This is a genomic window from Halomicronema sp. CCY15110 (assembly GCF_016888165.1).
In the GTDB taxonomy this organism is placed as follows: Bacteria; Cyanobacteriota; Cyanobacteriia; order Phormidesmidales; family Phormidesmidaceae; genus Halomicronema.
Genome location: NZ_JACSWC010000387.1, coordinates 1 through 16,036, shown reverse-complemented (window position 1 = coordinate 16,036; position 16,036 = coordinate 1). Strand labels below are relative to the sequence as shown.

The 16,036-nt window shown below is 55.5% G+C and carries 16 protein-coding genes; 11 read left to right on the top strand and 5 right to left on the bottom strand.

All coding sequences use genetic code 11. The features are described from left to right. Nucleotides 1–15: 15 nt before the first annotated feature. Nucleotides 16–318, top strand: coding sequence for a hypothetical protein (locus tag JUK32_RS18905; RefSeq protein ID WP_204140421.1), 303 nt, complete (start codon nt 16–18; stop codon nt 316–318). A gap of 46 nt (nt 319–364) precedes the next feature. On the opposite strand, the gene JUK32_RS28090 is transcribed toward JUK32_RS18905, so the two are convergent. Both JUK32_RS28090 and JUK32_RS18900 read right to left on the bottom strand, forming a co-directional pair. Next, the gene (locus JUK32_RS28090) at nt 365–487 is read right to left on the bottom strand and encodes a hypothetical protein (RefSeq protein ID WP_255538294.1); all 123 of its coding nucleotides are present in this window, start codon (nt 485–487) and stop codon (nt 365–367) included. Between the two features lie 353 nt (nt 488–840). Beyond that, nucleotides 841–1,698 (bottom strand): TerC family protein, encoded by an 858-nt coding sequence (locus tag JUK32_RS18900; RefSeq protein ID WP_204140420.1) that lies wholly within the window; start codon nt 1,696–1,698, stop codon nt 841–843. Nucleotides 1,699–2,070: 372 nt separating this feature from the next. Here JUK32_RS18900 and JUK32_RS18895 point away from each other — a divergent pair, with 372 nt between their 5' ends. The 9 genes from JUK32_RS18895 to thiS all read left to right on the top strand — a co-directional run bounded on the left by JUK32_RS18895 (nt 2,071) and on the right by thiS (nt 11,200). Further along, nucleotides 2,071–4,194 (top strand): CHASE2 domain-containing protein, encoded by a 2,124-nt coding sequence (locus JUK32_RS18895; protein WP_204140419.1) that lies wholly within the window; start codon nt 2,071–2,073, stop codon nt 4,192–4,194. A gap of 80 nt (nt 4,195–4,274) precedes the next feature. After that, a complete protein-coding gene (locus JUK32_RS18890; protein ID WP_204140418.1) occupies nt 4,275–4,538 on the top strand; it encodes a hypothetical protein in 264 nt (87 codons plus the stop codon). A 145-nt stretch (nt 4,539–4,683) separates the two neighbouring features. Further along, a complete protein-coding gene (locus tag JUK32_RS18885) occupies nt 4,684–5,124 on the top strand; it encodes a VOC family protein (protein WP_204140417.1) in 441 nt (146 codons plus the stop codon). Between the two features lie 197 nt (nt 5,125–5,321). Beyond that, a complete protein-coding gene (locus JUK32_RS18880) occupies nt 5,322–6,323 on the top strand; it encodes a diguanylate cyclase domain-containing protein (RefSeq protein ID WP_204140416.1) in 1,002 nt (333 codons plus the stop codon). A gap of 169 nt (nt 6,324–6,492) precedes the next feature. After that, the gene (gene gatA / locus JUK32_RS18875; RefSeq protein WP_204140415.1) at nt 6,493–7,947 is read left to right on the top strand and encodes an Asp-tRNA(Asn)/Glu-tRNA(Gln) amidotransferase subunit GatA; all 1,455 of its coding nucleotides are present in this window, start codon (nt 6,493–6,495) and stop codon (nt 7,945–7,947) included. Nucleotides 7,948–8,156: 209 nt separating this feature from the next. Then, nucleotides 8,157–9,104, top strand: a complete 948-nt coding sequence (pip, locus tag JUK32_RS18870; protein WP_204140478.1) for a prolyl aminopeptidase — start codon at nt 8,157–8,159, stop codon at nt 9,102–9,104. 116 nt (nt 9,105–9,220) lie between these two features. After that, complete coding sequence (locus tag JUK32_RS18865; RefSeq protein WP_204140414.1) at nt 9,221–9,721, top strand: pentapeptide repeat-containing protein; 501 nt, start codon at nt 9,221–9,223, stop codon at nt 9,719–9,721. A 158-nt stretch (nt 9,722–9,879) separates the two neighbouring features. Beyond that, nucleotides 9,880–10,935 carry a thiamine phosphate synthase gene (locus JUK32_RS18860; protein WP_204140413.1) on the top strand — a complete coding sequence of 352 codons (1,056 nt, stop codon included), beginning with the start codon at nt 9,880–9,882 and terminating at the stop codon, nt 10,933–10,935. 52 nt (nt 10,936–10,987) lie between these two features. Continuing rightward, the gene (gene thiS / locus JUK32_RS18855; protein ID WP_204140412.1) at nt 10,988–11,200 is read left to right on the top strand and encodes a sulfur carrier protein ThiS; all 213 of its coding nucleotides are present in this window, start codon (nt 10,988–10,990) and stop codon (nt 11,198–11,200) included. A 41-nt stretch (nt 11,201–11,241) separates the two neighbouring features. Here the strand turns inward: thiS and JUK32_RS18850 are convergent, their stop codons facing one another. The 3 genes from JUK32_RS18850 to JUK32_RS18840 all read right to left on the bottom strand — a co-directional run bounded on the left by JUK32_RS18850 (nt 11,242) and on the right by JUK32_RS18840 (nt 12,683). Then, a complete protein-coding gene (locus JUK32_RS18850; RefSeq protein WP_204140411.1) occupies nt 11,242–11,739 on the bottom strand; it encodes a molybdenum cofactor biosynthesis protein B in 498 nt (165 codons plus the stop codon). Between the two features lie 5 nt (nt 11,740–11,744). Continuing rightward, nucleotides 11,745–12,080, bottom strand: a complete 336-nt coding sequence (gene psb28 / locus JUK32_RS18845) for a photosystem II reaction center protein Psb28 (protein ID WP_204140410.1) — start codon at nt 12,078–12,080, stop codon at nt 11,745–11,747. A gap of 177 nt (nt 12,081–12,257) precedes the next feature. Continuing rightward, on the bottom strand, nt 12,258–12,683 hold the full coding sequence (locus JUK32_RS18840; protein WP_204140409.1) for a hypothetical protein: 426 nt from the start codon (nt 12,681–12,683) through the stop codon (nt 12,258–12,260). A gap of 1,328 nt (nt 12,684–14,011) precedes the next feature. Here JUK32_RS18840 and JUK32_RS18835 point away from each other — a divergent pair. Continuing rightward, nucleotides 14,012–15,679 (top strand): ABC transporter ATP-binding protein, encoded by a 1,668-nt coding sequence (locus tag JUK32_RS18835; RefSeq protein WP_204140477.1) that lies wholly within the window; start codon nt 14,012–14,014, stop codon nt 15,677–15,679. The last annotated feature ends 357 nt before the right edge of the window (nt 15,680–16,036 follow it).

Below are 16,036 nucleotides of genomic sequence, written 5' to 3'. Positions count from 1 at the left end.
TTAGCGACAACGATCATGAGCTTTGAGTTGTATTGCGGTGACCGACAAGCTGCGATCGCGCCCCATGAAGACTTTATCTTCAGCTTTGTCATTGACGATCCGCGATTCCCTGGCCTAAACGAACTTTGGCAGCAATATTATGCAGACCCGACAATCTCACCCGCTCAGGCAAACGCCTTGGTACACGAGTTGCTGTTGTTAAAAGACACGCTAGATTCGGCAACCTGGGCACGTACTCAGGTTGTGGGCGATCGCTTACTATCATTTTTCAGTGCCGCCTATCGTGAGCAACAGGTCATTCGCTGCACTAGCGACTAGCTAACCGCCGCGTTAGGGGGCGTAACGTGCTTAGCAGTGGGCACTCTTACAGACAAATGAGGCCTGCCAGGACCAAAAACGTAAACGTCAAAACCGCAGAGTCGCGAAACAAGTTCCTGACGAGGGGATAGAGCGTCAAGGGATAAGGCAAAACCGAAGTGCGTTTCATGGTGCCTCCTCTCCACATGCCAACGGCATGGAGTGATGCAATGTTGCGTCGTATGGGCGTCAGCTCAGTTAACGATGGAGGGTCAACCAAAGTAGGTAAGCGTAGCCAAAATCGCGAAGTCAGAGCGGTTGAAGCTCTGAGGCTGGACGCGACGCTGATTGCCGACAACCTGATTTTAATGGGCGATCGCGGCAGATTTCCTTACCGTGAAATAGTATTCACTAGGCGTCTTCAAACGAGATAAAACGTGGTAAAAGTTTATTTCTCCTCGACTTTTCTCATCCAGTCTTGGCGCATTATGAATTTCTGGTGGGTGGGCGGGCTAGCCGATCCTGCCATGCCGCCAACAAACATTATTCCGATTGGGGCAACTCCTGGTCACGGCTGGTTACGCCTGCCGGTTGGCGAGATGCCTCGACTGTAGTAGCAGATGTAGCAGCGGACTCAGCGGTGGGCATCGCCAGGTCATCGTCTGTCGCAGTTAGGTGACCGTTTGCGGGGGCGGCGGCAACGACATCGGTAGCAGGCTCGTCGGCGGTTTGGGTTTTCTTGGAAAAGCCCCAGGCAAAGACCCCGGCAATGAGCAGGATCATGAGCCATTGGGGCGGCACCCAGCTGTCATTGGCGACCCGCAGGAGTAATCGAATGCCCACAAACGCGACGGTAATGAACCCGGCATCTTCCAAGTATTCATATTCGTCGAGCCAGCGGATAAAGAGCTGGGCCATAAAGCGCAGCGTGAGAATGCCGATGCTGCCCCCCAGCAAGACGATCCAAACATCGCGGGATAGGGCGATCGCGGTCGTCACGCTATCTAGCGAAAAGGCGAGGTCGGTTAAGGCAATGGTCGGCACCGCTTGCCAAACCGAGGCAAACCGAGGGCCGTGGTGATGATGTTGGTCGTCTTCTGTCGCCGTGAAATGCTGATAGACCAACCACAGTAGATAAACGGCCCCAGCTACTTCGAACTGCCAATACCGCAGCACCCAAGACGCGGTCAAGATCAGCAGCATCCGAAGCACAAACGCCGCCACCAGCCCGACATTTAAGGCGCGCTGCTGCTGTTTTTCCGACTCTAGCCCCTGGGCGATCGCGGCTAGGGCGATCGCATTATCCGCCGACAACACCGCTTCCAGCGCAATCAAAACCGGCAGCAACAAGAGGGTATCAATGCCAAGATTGGTAGATATATCGAGTAGACGATCTAGCATTCTCAAATAATTATTTATAAAGGGGCAAGCCTGAGACTCAAGTTGCTGCCTGAGCAATCGGGAGACGCCGCTGCTGATACCCGTTAATTAGCATGGGGGATCAAGTCAGGGTGGGGCCTTTATCAGCATAAAACATCTGTTGATACGGCGTAGTCAATCCGCCGTCACTCACACGAGGCTGAATCTCCGATCATCGGCTGCACTATCTGGAAAATTAAATGGGTAAATGGGTGGTCGCAGACTGTAATCAGGATACGGCGCTAGCAAGGGGCCAACTGGGGCAGGCTTTGAAAAAGCAGGGGCTGAGACTTTCAGGGGTGCGCTGCGGGCCTGCCGAAACGGCAACAGTAATACTGGGGAACGTCGGAATTGATGACTGAGCAGTGGCTAAATGAACGGTATCGGGTGTTGCGGCCCTTGGGGCAGGGGGGCTTTGCCCAAACTTATTTGGCGGTCGATGAGCAGCGATCGCAGTTGCGCTGCGTGATCAAGCACCTCATGCCCGCCGACACCTCGGCCCAGTTTTTGGCTACGGCGAGACGGCTATTTCAATCAGAAGTCCAAGTGATGCGACGGCTGGGCAATCATCCGGCCATTCCCACCTTGTTGGATGCCTTTGAGTTAGCAGGCGAGTTTTATTTGGTGCAGGAGTTTATTGACGGCGATGCGCTCAGCGATCGCTTTAATCAGCTGGGGAAATTTGGTGAGGCCGAAGCCGTCGAGTTGCTGACCGCAGTGCTGCAAATTTTGGCGTTCATTCACCAAGAACAGGTCGTACATCGCGACATCAAACCCAGCAACTTGATGCGGCGGCAGGCTGATGGTCAGTACGTCTTGATTGACTTTGGCGCGGTGAAGGAAATCACCACGGAGCTCGGCACGGCGAACAGTGAGCGGTTTACCGTGAGCATTGGCACTCAGGGCTATGCTGCGCCTGAACAAATGGCCGGACGGCCCCGCTACAGCAGCGATCTGTACGCGCTGGGCATGACCGTAATTCGCGGGTTGACCGGGCGATCGCCCACCGAGCTACCCGAAAATCCGGTCACGGGCGAGTTGCAATGGATCGCAAGTGCCCCTGCCGTGAGTGACGGCTTAAAAGTGTTCTTAAATCGATTGACCCATGTCTCGATTTATCAGCGGTATCCCTCAGCGGCGGCAGCCTTAGCCGATTTAGCCCAGTATCAGGAGTTAGCTACTCCGTCGGCCACGGCCCTAGCGACAACGGAACTGTCGCCGTCTGATGCGGTTAAACCGGGGTGGCAGTTGCGGGCGGGGCGACAGGCGATCGCGGCGGTGGTGATCGTGGCGATCGTGCTGCTCATTCGCCACCTGGGGGGCTGGGTACCCATTGAGCTGTGGCTGCACGACCAATGGGTACTACGACAACCGCTACCGCCCGTGGACGATCGCCTATTGGTGGTCGAAATCACCGAAGCCGATTTGATGCGACTGCAACAACCGACGCCGAGTGATGCCGTGTTGGCCGAACTCATCACCACGCTGCAAACCTATGATCCGCAAGTGATTGGGCTAGATTTATATCGCGACATTCCCCAAGGCGACGGCCATGATCAACTGCTCGCCGCGCTGGCGGCGGACAATGTGGTGGCGATTCGGCAGTTGGGCACCAGCCCGTCCGAACGGATTCCCGCTCCGCGCGGTATGCCCCCAGAACGGGTGGGCTTTAATGATTTTCCGGTGGATGCTGATGGGGTAGTGCGCCGCAGTTTAATTTACGCCACGGCGGACGATCGCCCCGACACGGAGATTTTTCATTCGCTGGCGTTGCGACTGGCCCTGGCTTATTTGCAGCCGCGCGGCCTTGTGCCCCGAGCCAGTGCCGTCAATGCCGAGTATCTGGCGCTCAACGACGCGACCTTTGTGCCGCTAGAGCCAAACTTTGGCGGCTATCGCCAGATGGACGCTGCCGGTTATCAGATCATGCTGCAATACCGGGGCGCTAATGACACGATTCCCACCATTACGATTGGCGAGATCTTAGACGGGCAATTTCAGGCTGAAATGATTCGCGATCGCATCATTTTGATCGGCACCACCGCCGCTTCGGCCAAAGATTTTTTCCTAACCCCTTACAGTGCCACGGCTGAAGAGGATTTTTTGATGTCTGGGGTGATGCTGCACGCCCATGCAACGAGTCAGATCGTCGCCGCCGCCCTCGATGGCCAGCCGCTGCCGTGGGCGGTGCCCGAGGCCGTGGAACTGGTGTGGATCGTCGGGGGCGCAACGGGCGGGGTAATATTGGGGCGTCAGGGTAAACGTCTACGAGTCTTAGGACTGGGCTTAGTAGCGGGCAGTATCGTCTTAGTCGGTGTGCCCATCGGTGTCGCCACCCAAGCGGGCTGGTTGCCAGTCGTCCCTGCGGTGATGGCCTTTGCCGGGAGCGCGATCGCAGCCGCGCTGATTCAAACCTACACCACAGACAAAATCGCGTTAGCTAATTCATGGGTTAACGCATGGCCCCCAAGAGACTAATCTTATTTGCTACGTCTAGCATTGTCGCCATGACACGTCTTCAGGCATGTTTGCAGTCAATCTACCCATGAGTCATCAAGATGGCCTCCAAAATTTACGCCGTCGCTAATTTTGGCACCGTTCGCTTGTATGTCGGTGAGGTGAAACACCTCAAAACTCGCTGGCCCAAGATGCTCGAACAGCTTGAGCAAGGGGAGTTTCCAGAGCCCACGATTCAGGCAGAATGGGCAAAGCATAAGGGCGATCGCCGCTTCACCTTTCATACGCCCCAAGAGATCAAAACGGATCCTCAGCTGCGCGGTCGCAAACTCTTTGCCAAAGACATTGACAAAGCCCAACCGTAAGCAATCAGCAAGTAATCAGCTACCGCCAACGGGAAGTATCGGTTACAGACTGCTTTTCAAAAATCTTCTAAGATCGACCCGTTTGGTTATGTGGGTGTTACGCTCTCACCAGTGATGTCACTAACGCTGTGATCGGTTGCGCATGATGGACTCTACTCAAGCCCCAGTTTTATTTCATCTGGCTTTCCCCGTTGCCGATATCCCGACGGCCAAATCGTTTTATGTCGAAGGGCTGGGCTGCGAGGCTGGGCGCGAATCCGCCAATTCCATTATTCTCAATCTCTATAATCACCAAATTGTGGCCCACACCACCGATGATTTGACCCCACAAAAAGGGATCTATCCTCGCCACTTTGGTCTCGTATTTTTAGCCGAAAGCGACTTTGATGCTTTATTGAACCGCGCTTTGGCAAACGGGCTCAAACTATTCCAGCAGCCCAAACGTCGCTTTGCAGGCTCGCCACTAGAGCATCGCACCTTCTTTTTGGAAGATCCCTTCTACAACCTGCTGGAATTTAAGTATTACTGCCATCCCCAAGCCATCTTTGGCGAAGTGGCCCATGCTCAAGTGGGGGAAACGCATTGAGGCGATCGCGCCGATGGCTAATCCTACCCGCCGCATTCAACGTGATCCGCTCGCGGCACGCCAAATGATGTCAAGGTGGAGTACAGAGAGGACGGTTTCTGGTGGGTTCTACCGATACAGTAAGGCTTAGTTCAAGGGAACCGTCCTCTGGTGAGGACTATTTTTAGGGTGATTCTTGCTGAATCTGACATGGGCCTATGAGTGAGTCGCTGCAAACAGTCTTTGGCGCACCTTTCCAAGCCGATATTTTGATTGTCGATGACACGATCGACAACATCCTGCTGCTCGCCGAAATATTGGAAACAAATGGTTACAGTGTTCGCAAAGCGGTGAATGCGGAGATGGCGAATACAGCCGTGCAGTCGCTGTTGCCCGACATTATTTTGTTGGACATCAACATGCCAGAGATGGATGGCTACACGTTGTGTCAGCGGCTCAAAGCGGATCCCGTCACGGCAGATATTCCGGTGATTTTTCTCAGCGCTTTCAGTGATGCCTTTGATAAGGTTCGGGCTTTTGAAGTGGGCGGTGTGGACTACGTTACCAAGCCTTTTCACATGGCTGAGGTCTTGGTGCGAGTGCGGAGCCAGGTGCTGGCCCGACAGAGTTTGTTGAAAATGCAGCAAGTCGTTAAGGAACGCACCAAAGCCCTAGAGATCGCCAATATGCAGCTCATGCAGGCGGCCCACCATGACACGTTGACCGGACTGGCCAATCGAGACCTGCTGATGGAATCCTTGCAGCGCCTCCTGGAAGGGATACAAACTGACCCCGATTATCAGTTTGCGGTGCTGTTTTGTGATTGCGATCGCTTCAAACAGGTCAACGCCACCTACGGTCACTTTGTCGGTGATCAGTTGCTGATGCAGATCGCCGAACGCCTCCGGCGAGTGGTGGATGCCGAAGATGTGGTGGCCCGATTTGGCGGCGATGAGTTTGTCGTGGTGGTGTCTCAGGTGGACTCGGCGGCCCAAGCGATCGCCCAGGTAGAAAAGTTGATGGCGGCGCTGCAACCCAGCTTCGGGTTGAGTCAGGCAGAGGTGTCGTTAAATTTGAGTGTCGGCATTGTGGTCAGTGACCCGACCCGTCACCACACGCCTGAGCAAATTTTGCACGATGCCGATCGCGCTATGTATCGCGCTAAAGCTGAAACCAATGCTGTTTACAGCATTTTCACCACAGCGGACGAGGCCGAATGATGGCACCGCCGCCGCGCCCCTAGTCGCACCGGGGCGGACTGGCGATCGATCGCCACGGATTTTAGCGATCGCATTTCCCCCAGAAATCAGCCGGTGAGCAATGCCGTCCTTTCCTATACTGGTAGGTTGTTACTGCATCCGCTATTGCAAGCGCACCCTGAGGCCAGTTATGTCGCTGATTCGCGAGTTACATCGTCAACTCACGCAAAAAGAACGCTCTGCTGTCGAGATCACGCAATCTTATTTAGAGCGCATCAAGGCGTTAGAGCCGCAGCTGCACAGCTTTTTGACCGTGACTGAGGCAACCGCGATCGCCCAAGCTCAGGCCGTTGATCAGAAAATTGCCGCTGGCGAAGACATTGGTTTGCTAGAAGGCATTCCCATCGGCCTGAAGGACAACCTCTGCACCCGAGGCGTCCGCACCACCTGCGCCTCCAAAGTGCTGGAAAATTTCGTACCCCCCTACGAATCGACCGTCACCCAGCGGTTGGCCGAGCTTGGCACCATCGCCCTCGGCAAAACCAACCTGGATGAGTTTGCCATGGGCAGCTCGACGGAAAACTCGGCCTATCAGGTGACGGGCAATCCTTGGGATCCGAGTCGGGTACCGGGGGGGTCTTCGGGCGGTTCGGCGGCGGCAGTCGCAGCAGATGAATGCCCCATTGCGCTGGGGTCCGACACCGGGGGTTCCATTCGCCAACCGGCGGCCCTCTGCGGGGTGGTCGGCCTCAAGCCCACCTATGGACTGGTGTCTCGGTATGGGCTGGTCGCCTATGCCTCCTCGCTAGACCAAATCGGCCCCCTCAGCCGCACCGTCGAAGATGCCGCCATTGTGTTGCAGGCGATCGCCGGACACGATCCCAAAGACTCCACCAGTCTGAATGTGGAACTTCCCGATTACACGCAAAACCTGAAGCCGGGACTGGACTGCAAAGGGCGCACCATCGGCATCATTCAAGAAACCTTTGGCGAAGGGTTGGATCCCGTGGTGGATGCCGCAGTCAAGGCGGCGATCGCCCAATACGAAGCTCTCGGAGCCACCGTCAAAACCATCTCTCTGCCGCGTTTCCGCTACGGCTTACCCAGCTACTACATCATCGCCCCGTCGGAAGCCTCGTCTAACCTGGCCCGCTACGACGGTGTGAAATACGGCGCAAGAGCCGAAGAAAGCAACCTCGTCTCGATGTATACCAAAACGCGGGCGGCGGGCTTTGGGGCCGAAGTCAAGCGTCGCATCATGATCGGCACCTATGCGCTGTCGGCGGGTTACTACGACGCCTATTACCTCAAAGCGCAAAAAGTGCGCACCCTGATCAAGCAAGACTTTGAAGCCGCCTTCCAAGCAGTGGATGCGCTGGTGTGTCCCACTTCGCCGACGACAGCCTTCACCGCTGGCTCCAAAGTGGATGCCCCCATCAGCATGTACCTGTCTGACCTGATGACGATTCCTGTGAACCTCGCCGGACTCCCCGGCATCAGCATTCCCTGTGGCTTTGATGCAGCGGGGCTGCCCATCGGCCTGCAACTCATCGGCAACGTACTGCAAGAGCAAACGCTGTTTGAAATGGCCTATGCCTACGAACAGGCCACCGACTGGCATACCAAAACCCCCAGTTTGGCCTAGCAAGATGGGTTGCCCAGGGGACTCGCTAGGGGACGCTTCCCTTTGCGCTGCCTGGTCGCGACTGCCTTGGATGGAGGCAGGGAAGCGTCCCCTTAAGCGCTTCTCATCTGCGAGTGGATGTGCAGTCAGCGATCGCCCGTTGGTTGCTAGCTTAAGATCATCGTTAAACAGTAGACCTTCGGAATGGCTAAACCGTGACTTCTTCTGAACTGCGGGGGCTGTATCCCCCCATTGAGCCGGACTACACCCATTTTTTGCCCGTTTCGGAGCGCCACACCCTCTACGTCGAGGCGTCGGGCAATCCCCACGGTAAGCCGGTGCTCTTTTTGCATGGCGGCCCCGGCGGCGGCACCGTGCCCCTCTATCGCCAATTTTTTGACCCGCAAAAATGGCGCATTATTTTGTTTGACCAGCGGGGCTGTGGTCGCAGTCGCCCCCATGCGGAGCTGGCCGAAAATACCACCTGGCATTTGGTCGAAGACATCGAGACCATTCGCGAGCACTTTGGCATTGACGCTTGGGTCGTCTTTGGCGGCAGCTGGGGCAGCACTCTAGCCCTGGCCTATGCCCAAACCCATCCCGATCGCTGCCGGGGCTTGATTTTGCGGGGCATCTTTACCTTGCGTCCCGCAGAGATTCACTGGTTTTACCAATCCGGGGCCAGTTATTTGTTTCCCGATGCGTGGGAGACGTATCTCGCGCCCATTCCCCCCGAAGAGCGGGATGATCTGCTGTCAGCTTACTACCGGCGTTTGACGGACGAAGATTCGCAAGTGCGGCTCACAGCGGCCCGCGCCTGGTCGATTTGGGAAGCCAGTACGAGCAAGCTGATTCCCGATGCGGCGCTGCTGGAAAAATTTGGCGAGGCGGAGTTTGCGATCGCCTTTGCCCGCATCGAGTGCCATTACTTTATGAACCAGGGATTCTTTGATCAGCCCGATCAACTGATTGCCCAAGCCGATCGCTTGCGGGCAATTCCGGGGGTGATTGTGCAGGGGCGTTACGATGTCGTATGTCCGATGAAAACCGCTTGGGAACTGCATCGCGCTTGGCCCGAGGCCGAATTCATTCCGGTGCCCGACGCCGGTCACTCCGTCACTGAACCGGGCATTGTCAGGGCCTTGATTGCCGCCAGCGATCGCTTTGCCGAACTGTAGCGCCTCCCCATGCGGCCTTCGCTAACTACGCCATTTTCCGTCGCTCGGACGCTTCCACCCGGGGCAACCGCCCTGTAGGATCACAGGTGTTGAGTCAAGAATCACCCGTGGATGTCATGAAAACGCTGCCTGTGAGTGCGATCGCCCGCCGCATCTTGATGGGACTGATCCTGCTCATCACGGTTTGGGGCATCGGCATTTCCCCCGTCCATGCCGAAAGCTACGATCGCCAGAGCCTCCGCTATGCAGACTTTGCCAATCGCGATTTCCGAGGCGATGATTTCACTCGCGCCGATTTGGCTAATGCCAACTTGCAAGGAGCCGATTTTCGGGGGGCGCGGCTGTTTGATACCACTCTCAGTCAAGCCGACATGACGGGAGCCAACATGACGGGGGCCACCCTCGATGGCGCTCGGTTCATTCGCACTAACTTAACCAACGCCATTCTCGAAGGCGCGTATGCCTTTGATACGGACTTTCGCGGTGCGGTTATTGAGGGGGCCGATTTTACCGATGTGTTGTTAGCCCCCAAAACGAACAACCAATTGTGCAAGGTGGCGACGGGCACCAATCCAGTGACCGGGCGCGCCACCCGCGATACGCTGTATTGCCCTTGAGGCGATGCCGCGCCCCCGCGATCGCCCTCACATCAAATCATCCTTTCATCAGCATTGAGGGCAACGTTCCCTTGCTTCCCGCCGGGCGTGTATGCCGCCAAGGCTAAACTAGAGAGTCCATTTTCTTTAGCATAGAAATACTTCTGCTTTTGGCCTGTATGAATCACTCCGCCTTACCAACCTCCAGCACCGACCTGCCTGTCCGCCGTATTTTGGATGCGAATCTCGATCGCGCTCGCGAAGGATTGCGAGTGCTGGAAGATTGGTGTCGCTTTGGCCTGAACCACCACGACTTGACCGACAAACTGAAGCACCTGCGACAAAGTTTGGGACAGTGGCACACCGCCGACTTACGGGCCGCCCGCGACACCCCCAACGACACCGGCACTTCCCTCACGCATCCGCAAGAGCAGCGTCGCACGAGCGTCACCCAAGTGCTACAGGCCAACTTTTGCCGGGTGCAAGAAGCCCTGCGATCGCTGGAAGAGTTTGGCAAACTTCATCAGACCGATTTTGCGGCGGCGTGTAAGCAGTGGCGCTATCAAATCTACACGCTGGAAAGCGAAATCATGGGCCACCAGCGGTTTCAACAGCTGCGTCAGGCGCAGCTATATTTGGTCACGTCGCCTGCCCCCAATATTTTGTCAGTGGTGGAAGCGGCGTTGCAAGGCGGCTTGCCGTTGGTGCAGTATCGCGAAAAAACGGGCGATGACTGCGATCGCATCGTGATTGCTCGCCAACTCAAAGACCTGTGCCATCAGTACGGGGCGCTCTTTTTGATCAACGATCGCGTGGATCTGGCCCTGGCGGTGGAGGCCGATGGCGTTCACCTGGGGCAGCAAGATTTGCCCATCGCCACGGCTCGTCAACTGTTGGGCAGCGATCGCATCATTGGCCGCTCCACCACCAACCCAGACGAAATGGCCAAGGCTCTCGCGGAAGGGGCCGATTATATTGGCGTTGGCCCCGTTTATGCGACCCCCACCAAACCAGACAAAGCTGCCGCTGGGCTGGACTATGTGCGTTACGCCGCCGCTAATTCTCCCGTGCCGTTTTTTGCCATTGGCGGCATTGATGCCGAAAATCTGGATGAAGTGAAGGCGGCGGGGGGCGATCGCGTGGCCGTGGTCCGAGCGCTGATGCAGGCGGAAGATCCCACGGCGGCGAGCCAAAGTCTCGTGGCCCGGTTGCGAACAGTAGTGTCCCCAGCGTGAGCCCTGTTCGCCTTTCGTTCCTGCCGATCTTTTCAATCGTGTGTGCGTTGAGATGTCTCAGTTAATTCAGCTACAAGTCAATGGTGAAGCGGCGGAATGTGCCGCGCAAACTCTGCTGCCGGACTACCTACAGCAAATCGGCCTCAACCCCCGATTGGTGGCTGTGGAATATAACGGCGAAATTTTGCATCGCCAGTTTTGGGAAGAAACCTACTTGCAGGCGGGCGATCGCTTAGAGATCGTTACCATCGTTGGCGGTGGCTAACGGCAGTACCCATCACATCAGGCGGGAGTCCCGTCAGCAGACTAGCCGCGCATCTGCGTCGTGAGGTGAATCAATTCTGGCAGGATCAGTCGATCCATCGCCAGCTCTACCGCTTTGCTAGAACCGGGGGTCGAAAAGATCAGCGTTGATCGGCAAACCCCCGCGATCGCTCGCGAAGCCATCGCCCGCGACCCAATTTGCTCGTAGCTCAGCATCCGAAACAGCTCGCCAAAGCCGGGTAACGTTTTGGTGAGGAGGGCTGCGATCGCTTCGTAGGTGGTATCTCGCGGCGCAATGCCCGTGCCCCCGTTGATCAAAATGGCGTCGATATTGGGCATTGCCACCCATTGCGCAATTTGCGATCGCACCGATTCCGGCTCGTCTTTGAGCAATGCCGAAGCGATGACCTGATGCGGCGCTGTAGCGAGGCGCGATCGCATCAAATCGCCGCTTTTGTCCGTGTCTGGCGTGCGGGTATCACTCACCGTCAGCACAGCGCATTTAACTATGGCAGCAGCATCAGGATGGGGCTGTGACATGGAGTCTAGCTCTTAGTAAAGCCCAAGCCATTCTGTTCGGCATAGCGATTCATAAACCGCATGAACCGCTCCCACTCGCTTTCGTCCTTCATGACGTACAGCACCTCAATCCCAGCGGGCCGACCGTCAATGAACTTGCCCTTCACTTCCCGAGTGGAGAGCTCGCCTTCTTCGTCCACCATATACATGCCCGTGATTTCTACCCCTTCATCTTCTGAGAGGGCCTTGGGATGATCAAAATAGAAGGTCGCGGTGCCATCGCTACCGTCAGGAGCTCTCGTCAACCGCACATCAGGAATCACTTCTTCTGCAACGCCACGAGCAAATTCAATACGCGCCATAGATTAATAACCGAAATTTTACAAACGATAAACTTCTATCCTCTCATCTTGAGCGCTGATTTAGATCCGCCTTTCGGCAGAAACGCTGCACCCCTGTAAGCGTGAAAGCGCCAGTCTTAAACTACCAGCCAATCAAGCGCCCAGGCCTGCCTGGCAAAATCGACTTGCAGCCCCTATCTAAGCATCGGAGGCCGCTGACTCAGCTTTTGCAGCTTGAATGCCAGCTTCAATATCATCAAAAGTTTTCACGACTAATCGCTTAGCCTGCAACTCCCAACCCCACTTTTGCAGTTGAAACGCCACATAAAATCCGATGCCTGTCGCAATTATGTCGAGCGGTTGGCGAAACGAGATGCCAATCAGCAAACCCAGACCACCAATACCCCAAAAGGGGAGCGCCACCATTTGCCGATTCGTTTCCACAAGCCTGGCGACAAAATTTGTCGGAATTTCAGCCTCGACCTGATCGCGAATGGTCTTTTGCTCGGGGTAAGGTACAGCAAACCCAAATTTGCGGCGCAATTTTTCGATTTTGCGGGCTTCGGTACTGTACTCAGTCAACTCGTCTTCCGCCATGCGGATTAACTGCTCGGCCTTATCCATAATGCTGTCATTCAACGTCGCTCACTTCATCCATCCTACGGTAACGGGCGGCGCGTTCAGACTAATACCCGCCATTGCACTCACCGACTCCTGGCTCAAAGCGTACAGCCCAATTTTGTATGCGGATTACGCTGCCAGGCGAGATACCCGCCTCACCCCTTGTGATGGTCATTGGCAAATTATTGGGCATGCCTTCTTCTGGGTGACTTTGTCAGCAATCTGTTCATGACTTTGCAAGCAGCGCTCCGTGCGCCCTTTCTCCTGAGTTGAGAGGTACCCAATATTCTCTCAAAGCAACCTACCAGATTTCTATGATGAGCTGCCTTGAGGCAGCAAGCCTGAGCGGCTGATATGACAAAAGGCAACTCCATTCAGAGCTGCCTTAACGCGGTGTACCAAGCTTCCGTCAAGCACAGTTCAGTATTTCCCAGAAGTCACTTACGATGCTCTTCGATAGATTTGCCTGGGCAAATATTGATGGACGTCGTCATCTCTCTACGCCTAGAATACGATCCTCTAAGTCACATACTTCAGACAATTTTTCGGGATCAACGTAGTAGCAAGTGTGGTTATCTTGACAGATAAATGCCCAACCAGAATCCTCAACTCGCACCAGGTTATAGGTACCATCCTGCACAAAATAGCCCTTATGGTCACGAGTTCCTGGGAAAATCGCAAAGTTATAAAAGCTCTTACTTGTAGAGTTCATAGTTGTCAGGCCAGTGCTAAACAGCAATTAAAAGAAGGATCGCCAAACCAGCAGAAAGAGAATGCTAACTGTTTTCAACTTTACAACAAGAATCCTTAAAGCTCGATTTACTCTTGTGAATAAAAATAAAAAATAACCTGCTCATGGGAACAATGATGGGGATATCGCCTGAAAGATTGATGTTTTCAGGAATTGACGTTAAGAAGTGTTATTTTTTAGAGCGCATCTGATGAATAAAGATGAAGCGTTTGAGTATCCTTTTCAGAATCTTTTTTCGCCTCACCAGGGATTACAGGCACTTTTATTCACCCAGAAAATCACGGCTGCAAGCCTTCATCGGGTCTAAAAGAGTTGCATAGGATTGGAATAAAAGCCAAACGTCTATGTTTTAAGAAACGGTCTGCGCGCTTGTGGATGCCGCCAAGCCAGGGGCAAATTGCCCCAGCCGAGATGCCTTTAAGGGCTGGCTGACGGTTCGGAGTCGCGGGGCTCAGCCAGTGAGGAAATGCTGTAGCGTGGGATAGGCAGAATTGGCAGAGGCGATCGCTTGGCTCCCCGTGCAAAACCCCGTTCAAAATATTTGAATCTGGCTCCCTACGTCCGTGAGCAGTGGCGCACCATGGCTTACGCCCTGCTCTGTACGTTAGTGTTCACGGCGTTTTGGCCGATTTTGGCGTGGCTCTCGGGGCAGATGCTGTCGCTGTTGGTGCAGGGCCAGGTGCTGGAACTGGCGCGGCTGGCGGCCATCACCATCGCGGGCTTTGTGATTCACAAGCTGGGCCAGTACGGGCAAGATTCGCTGATGTCCAAAGCGGCGCTAGAGGTGGCACTGACGTTGCGGGTCGCCACCTATAGTCATTTGCAGCGACTCAGTCTCACCTATTTTGAAACAGCGCAGACGGGCGATCTGACTTATCGATTGACGGAGGATATCGATCGCATTGGCGAAGTCGTCAAAAAGCTGTTTCAGGATTTTATTCCCAGTATTTTGCAGCTAGTGGTGGTGATCATTTATATGGTCTATCTCAACTGGCAGTTGACCCTGACGATGCTGGTGATTGTGCCCGCGTTTGCGGTGCTGGTGGGGTGGTTTGGCGATCGCATGTTGCAATATTCCCGCACCAGTCAAAATCTGGTGTCGGATCTGTCCTCGCAGCTCACGGAGGTGTTTGGCGGCATTCGCCTGATCCGCGCCTTTGCCGCTGAAGACTATGCGGTCGAGCGCTTTCGGGTAGAATCGCAACGGCATTATGAGGCCAAGTATCGGGCGGCCTGGCTGTTAGCGGTGCAGTATCCCGTCATTGGGTTGCTGTATGCGGGGATTATTCTCGTTCTATTTTTGGTGGGGAGTTGGCAAATCTCAACGGGCAACCTGACGGGGGCAGACTTTGCCAGCTATGTGACGGCGGGACTGCTGCTGATCGACCCGATTACCCACACGACGGAAAACTACAACCTGTTCAAAGAAGCGGAAGCCTCGGTGGATCGCGTGTTTGAGCTGACGGCGATCGCGCCGGGGGTAGAAGAAGCACCGGATGCGCGATCGCTGCCCGCCGTGACGGGCAAGGTGGAGTATCGCCACATCTCCTTTCAATACAAACCGGGGGAACCGGTGCTGCAAGACATTAATTTGCTGGCGAAGCCGGGAGAGAAAATTGCCCTGGTGGGGTCTTCGGGGGCGGGCAAAACCACGTTAGTGAATCTGTTGCCGCGCTTTTACGATCCCCAAGCGGGGCAGATTTTGATCGATGGGGAAGACATTGCCACGGTGACGCTGAAAAGCCTGCGGCGGCAAATCGGCATTGTGCCCCAGGAGACGGTACTGTTTTCGGGCACCATTGCGGAAAACATCGCCTTTGGGCAGCCGGAATTTGACCTGTCAGCGGTGACGGCGGCGGCTAAAGTCGCCAACGCCCACGACTTTATCAGTCAATTTTCCCAGGGTTATTACGCCTGGGTGGGGGAACGGGGGGTGAACCTTTCCGGCGGGCAGCGGCAGCGCATCGCGATCGCCCGCGCGGTGCTCCTCAATCCCCGCATTTTGATTCTCGACGAAGCCACGTCAGCGCTAGATTCGGAATCGGAAAACTTGGTGCAGGAAGCCCTGGAACGACTGATGGGCGATCGCACTGCGTTCATCATTGCCCATCGCCTCGCCACCGTGCGCAACGCCGATCGCATTCTCGTGCTGGAACAGGGCCAAATCGTGGAATCGGGCACCCATGAGGAATTGCTGGCGCGGGGCGATCGCTATGCTTATCTCCACAGTCAGCAGTTTCAAGCGTGAGCTTCAGGGGACGTTCCCCTCCTTGCGTTGGCTGAATGTGACTGGTTTGGCAGCAACCAGGGGACCGTCCCCTAACTGGCCAAATCGTGGAATCCGGCACCCATGAGGAATTGCTGGCGCGGGGCGATCGCTATGCCTATCTTCATAGTCAGCAGTTTCAAGCCTGAGCTTCAGGGGACGTTCCCCTCCTTGCGTTGGCTGAATGTGACTGGTTTGGCAGCAACCAGGGGACCGTTCCCTAACTGGCCAAATCGTGGAATCCGGCACCCATGAGGAATTGCTGGCGCGGGGCGATCGCTACGCCTATCTCCACAGTCAGCAGTTTCAAACCTGAGCTTCAGGGGACGTTCCCCTCCT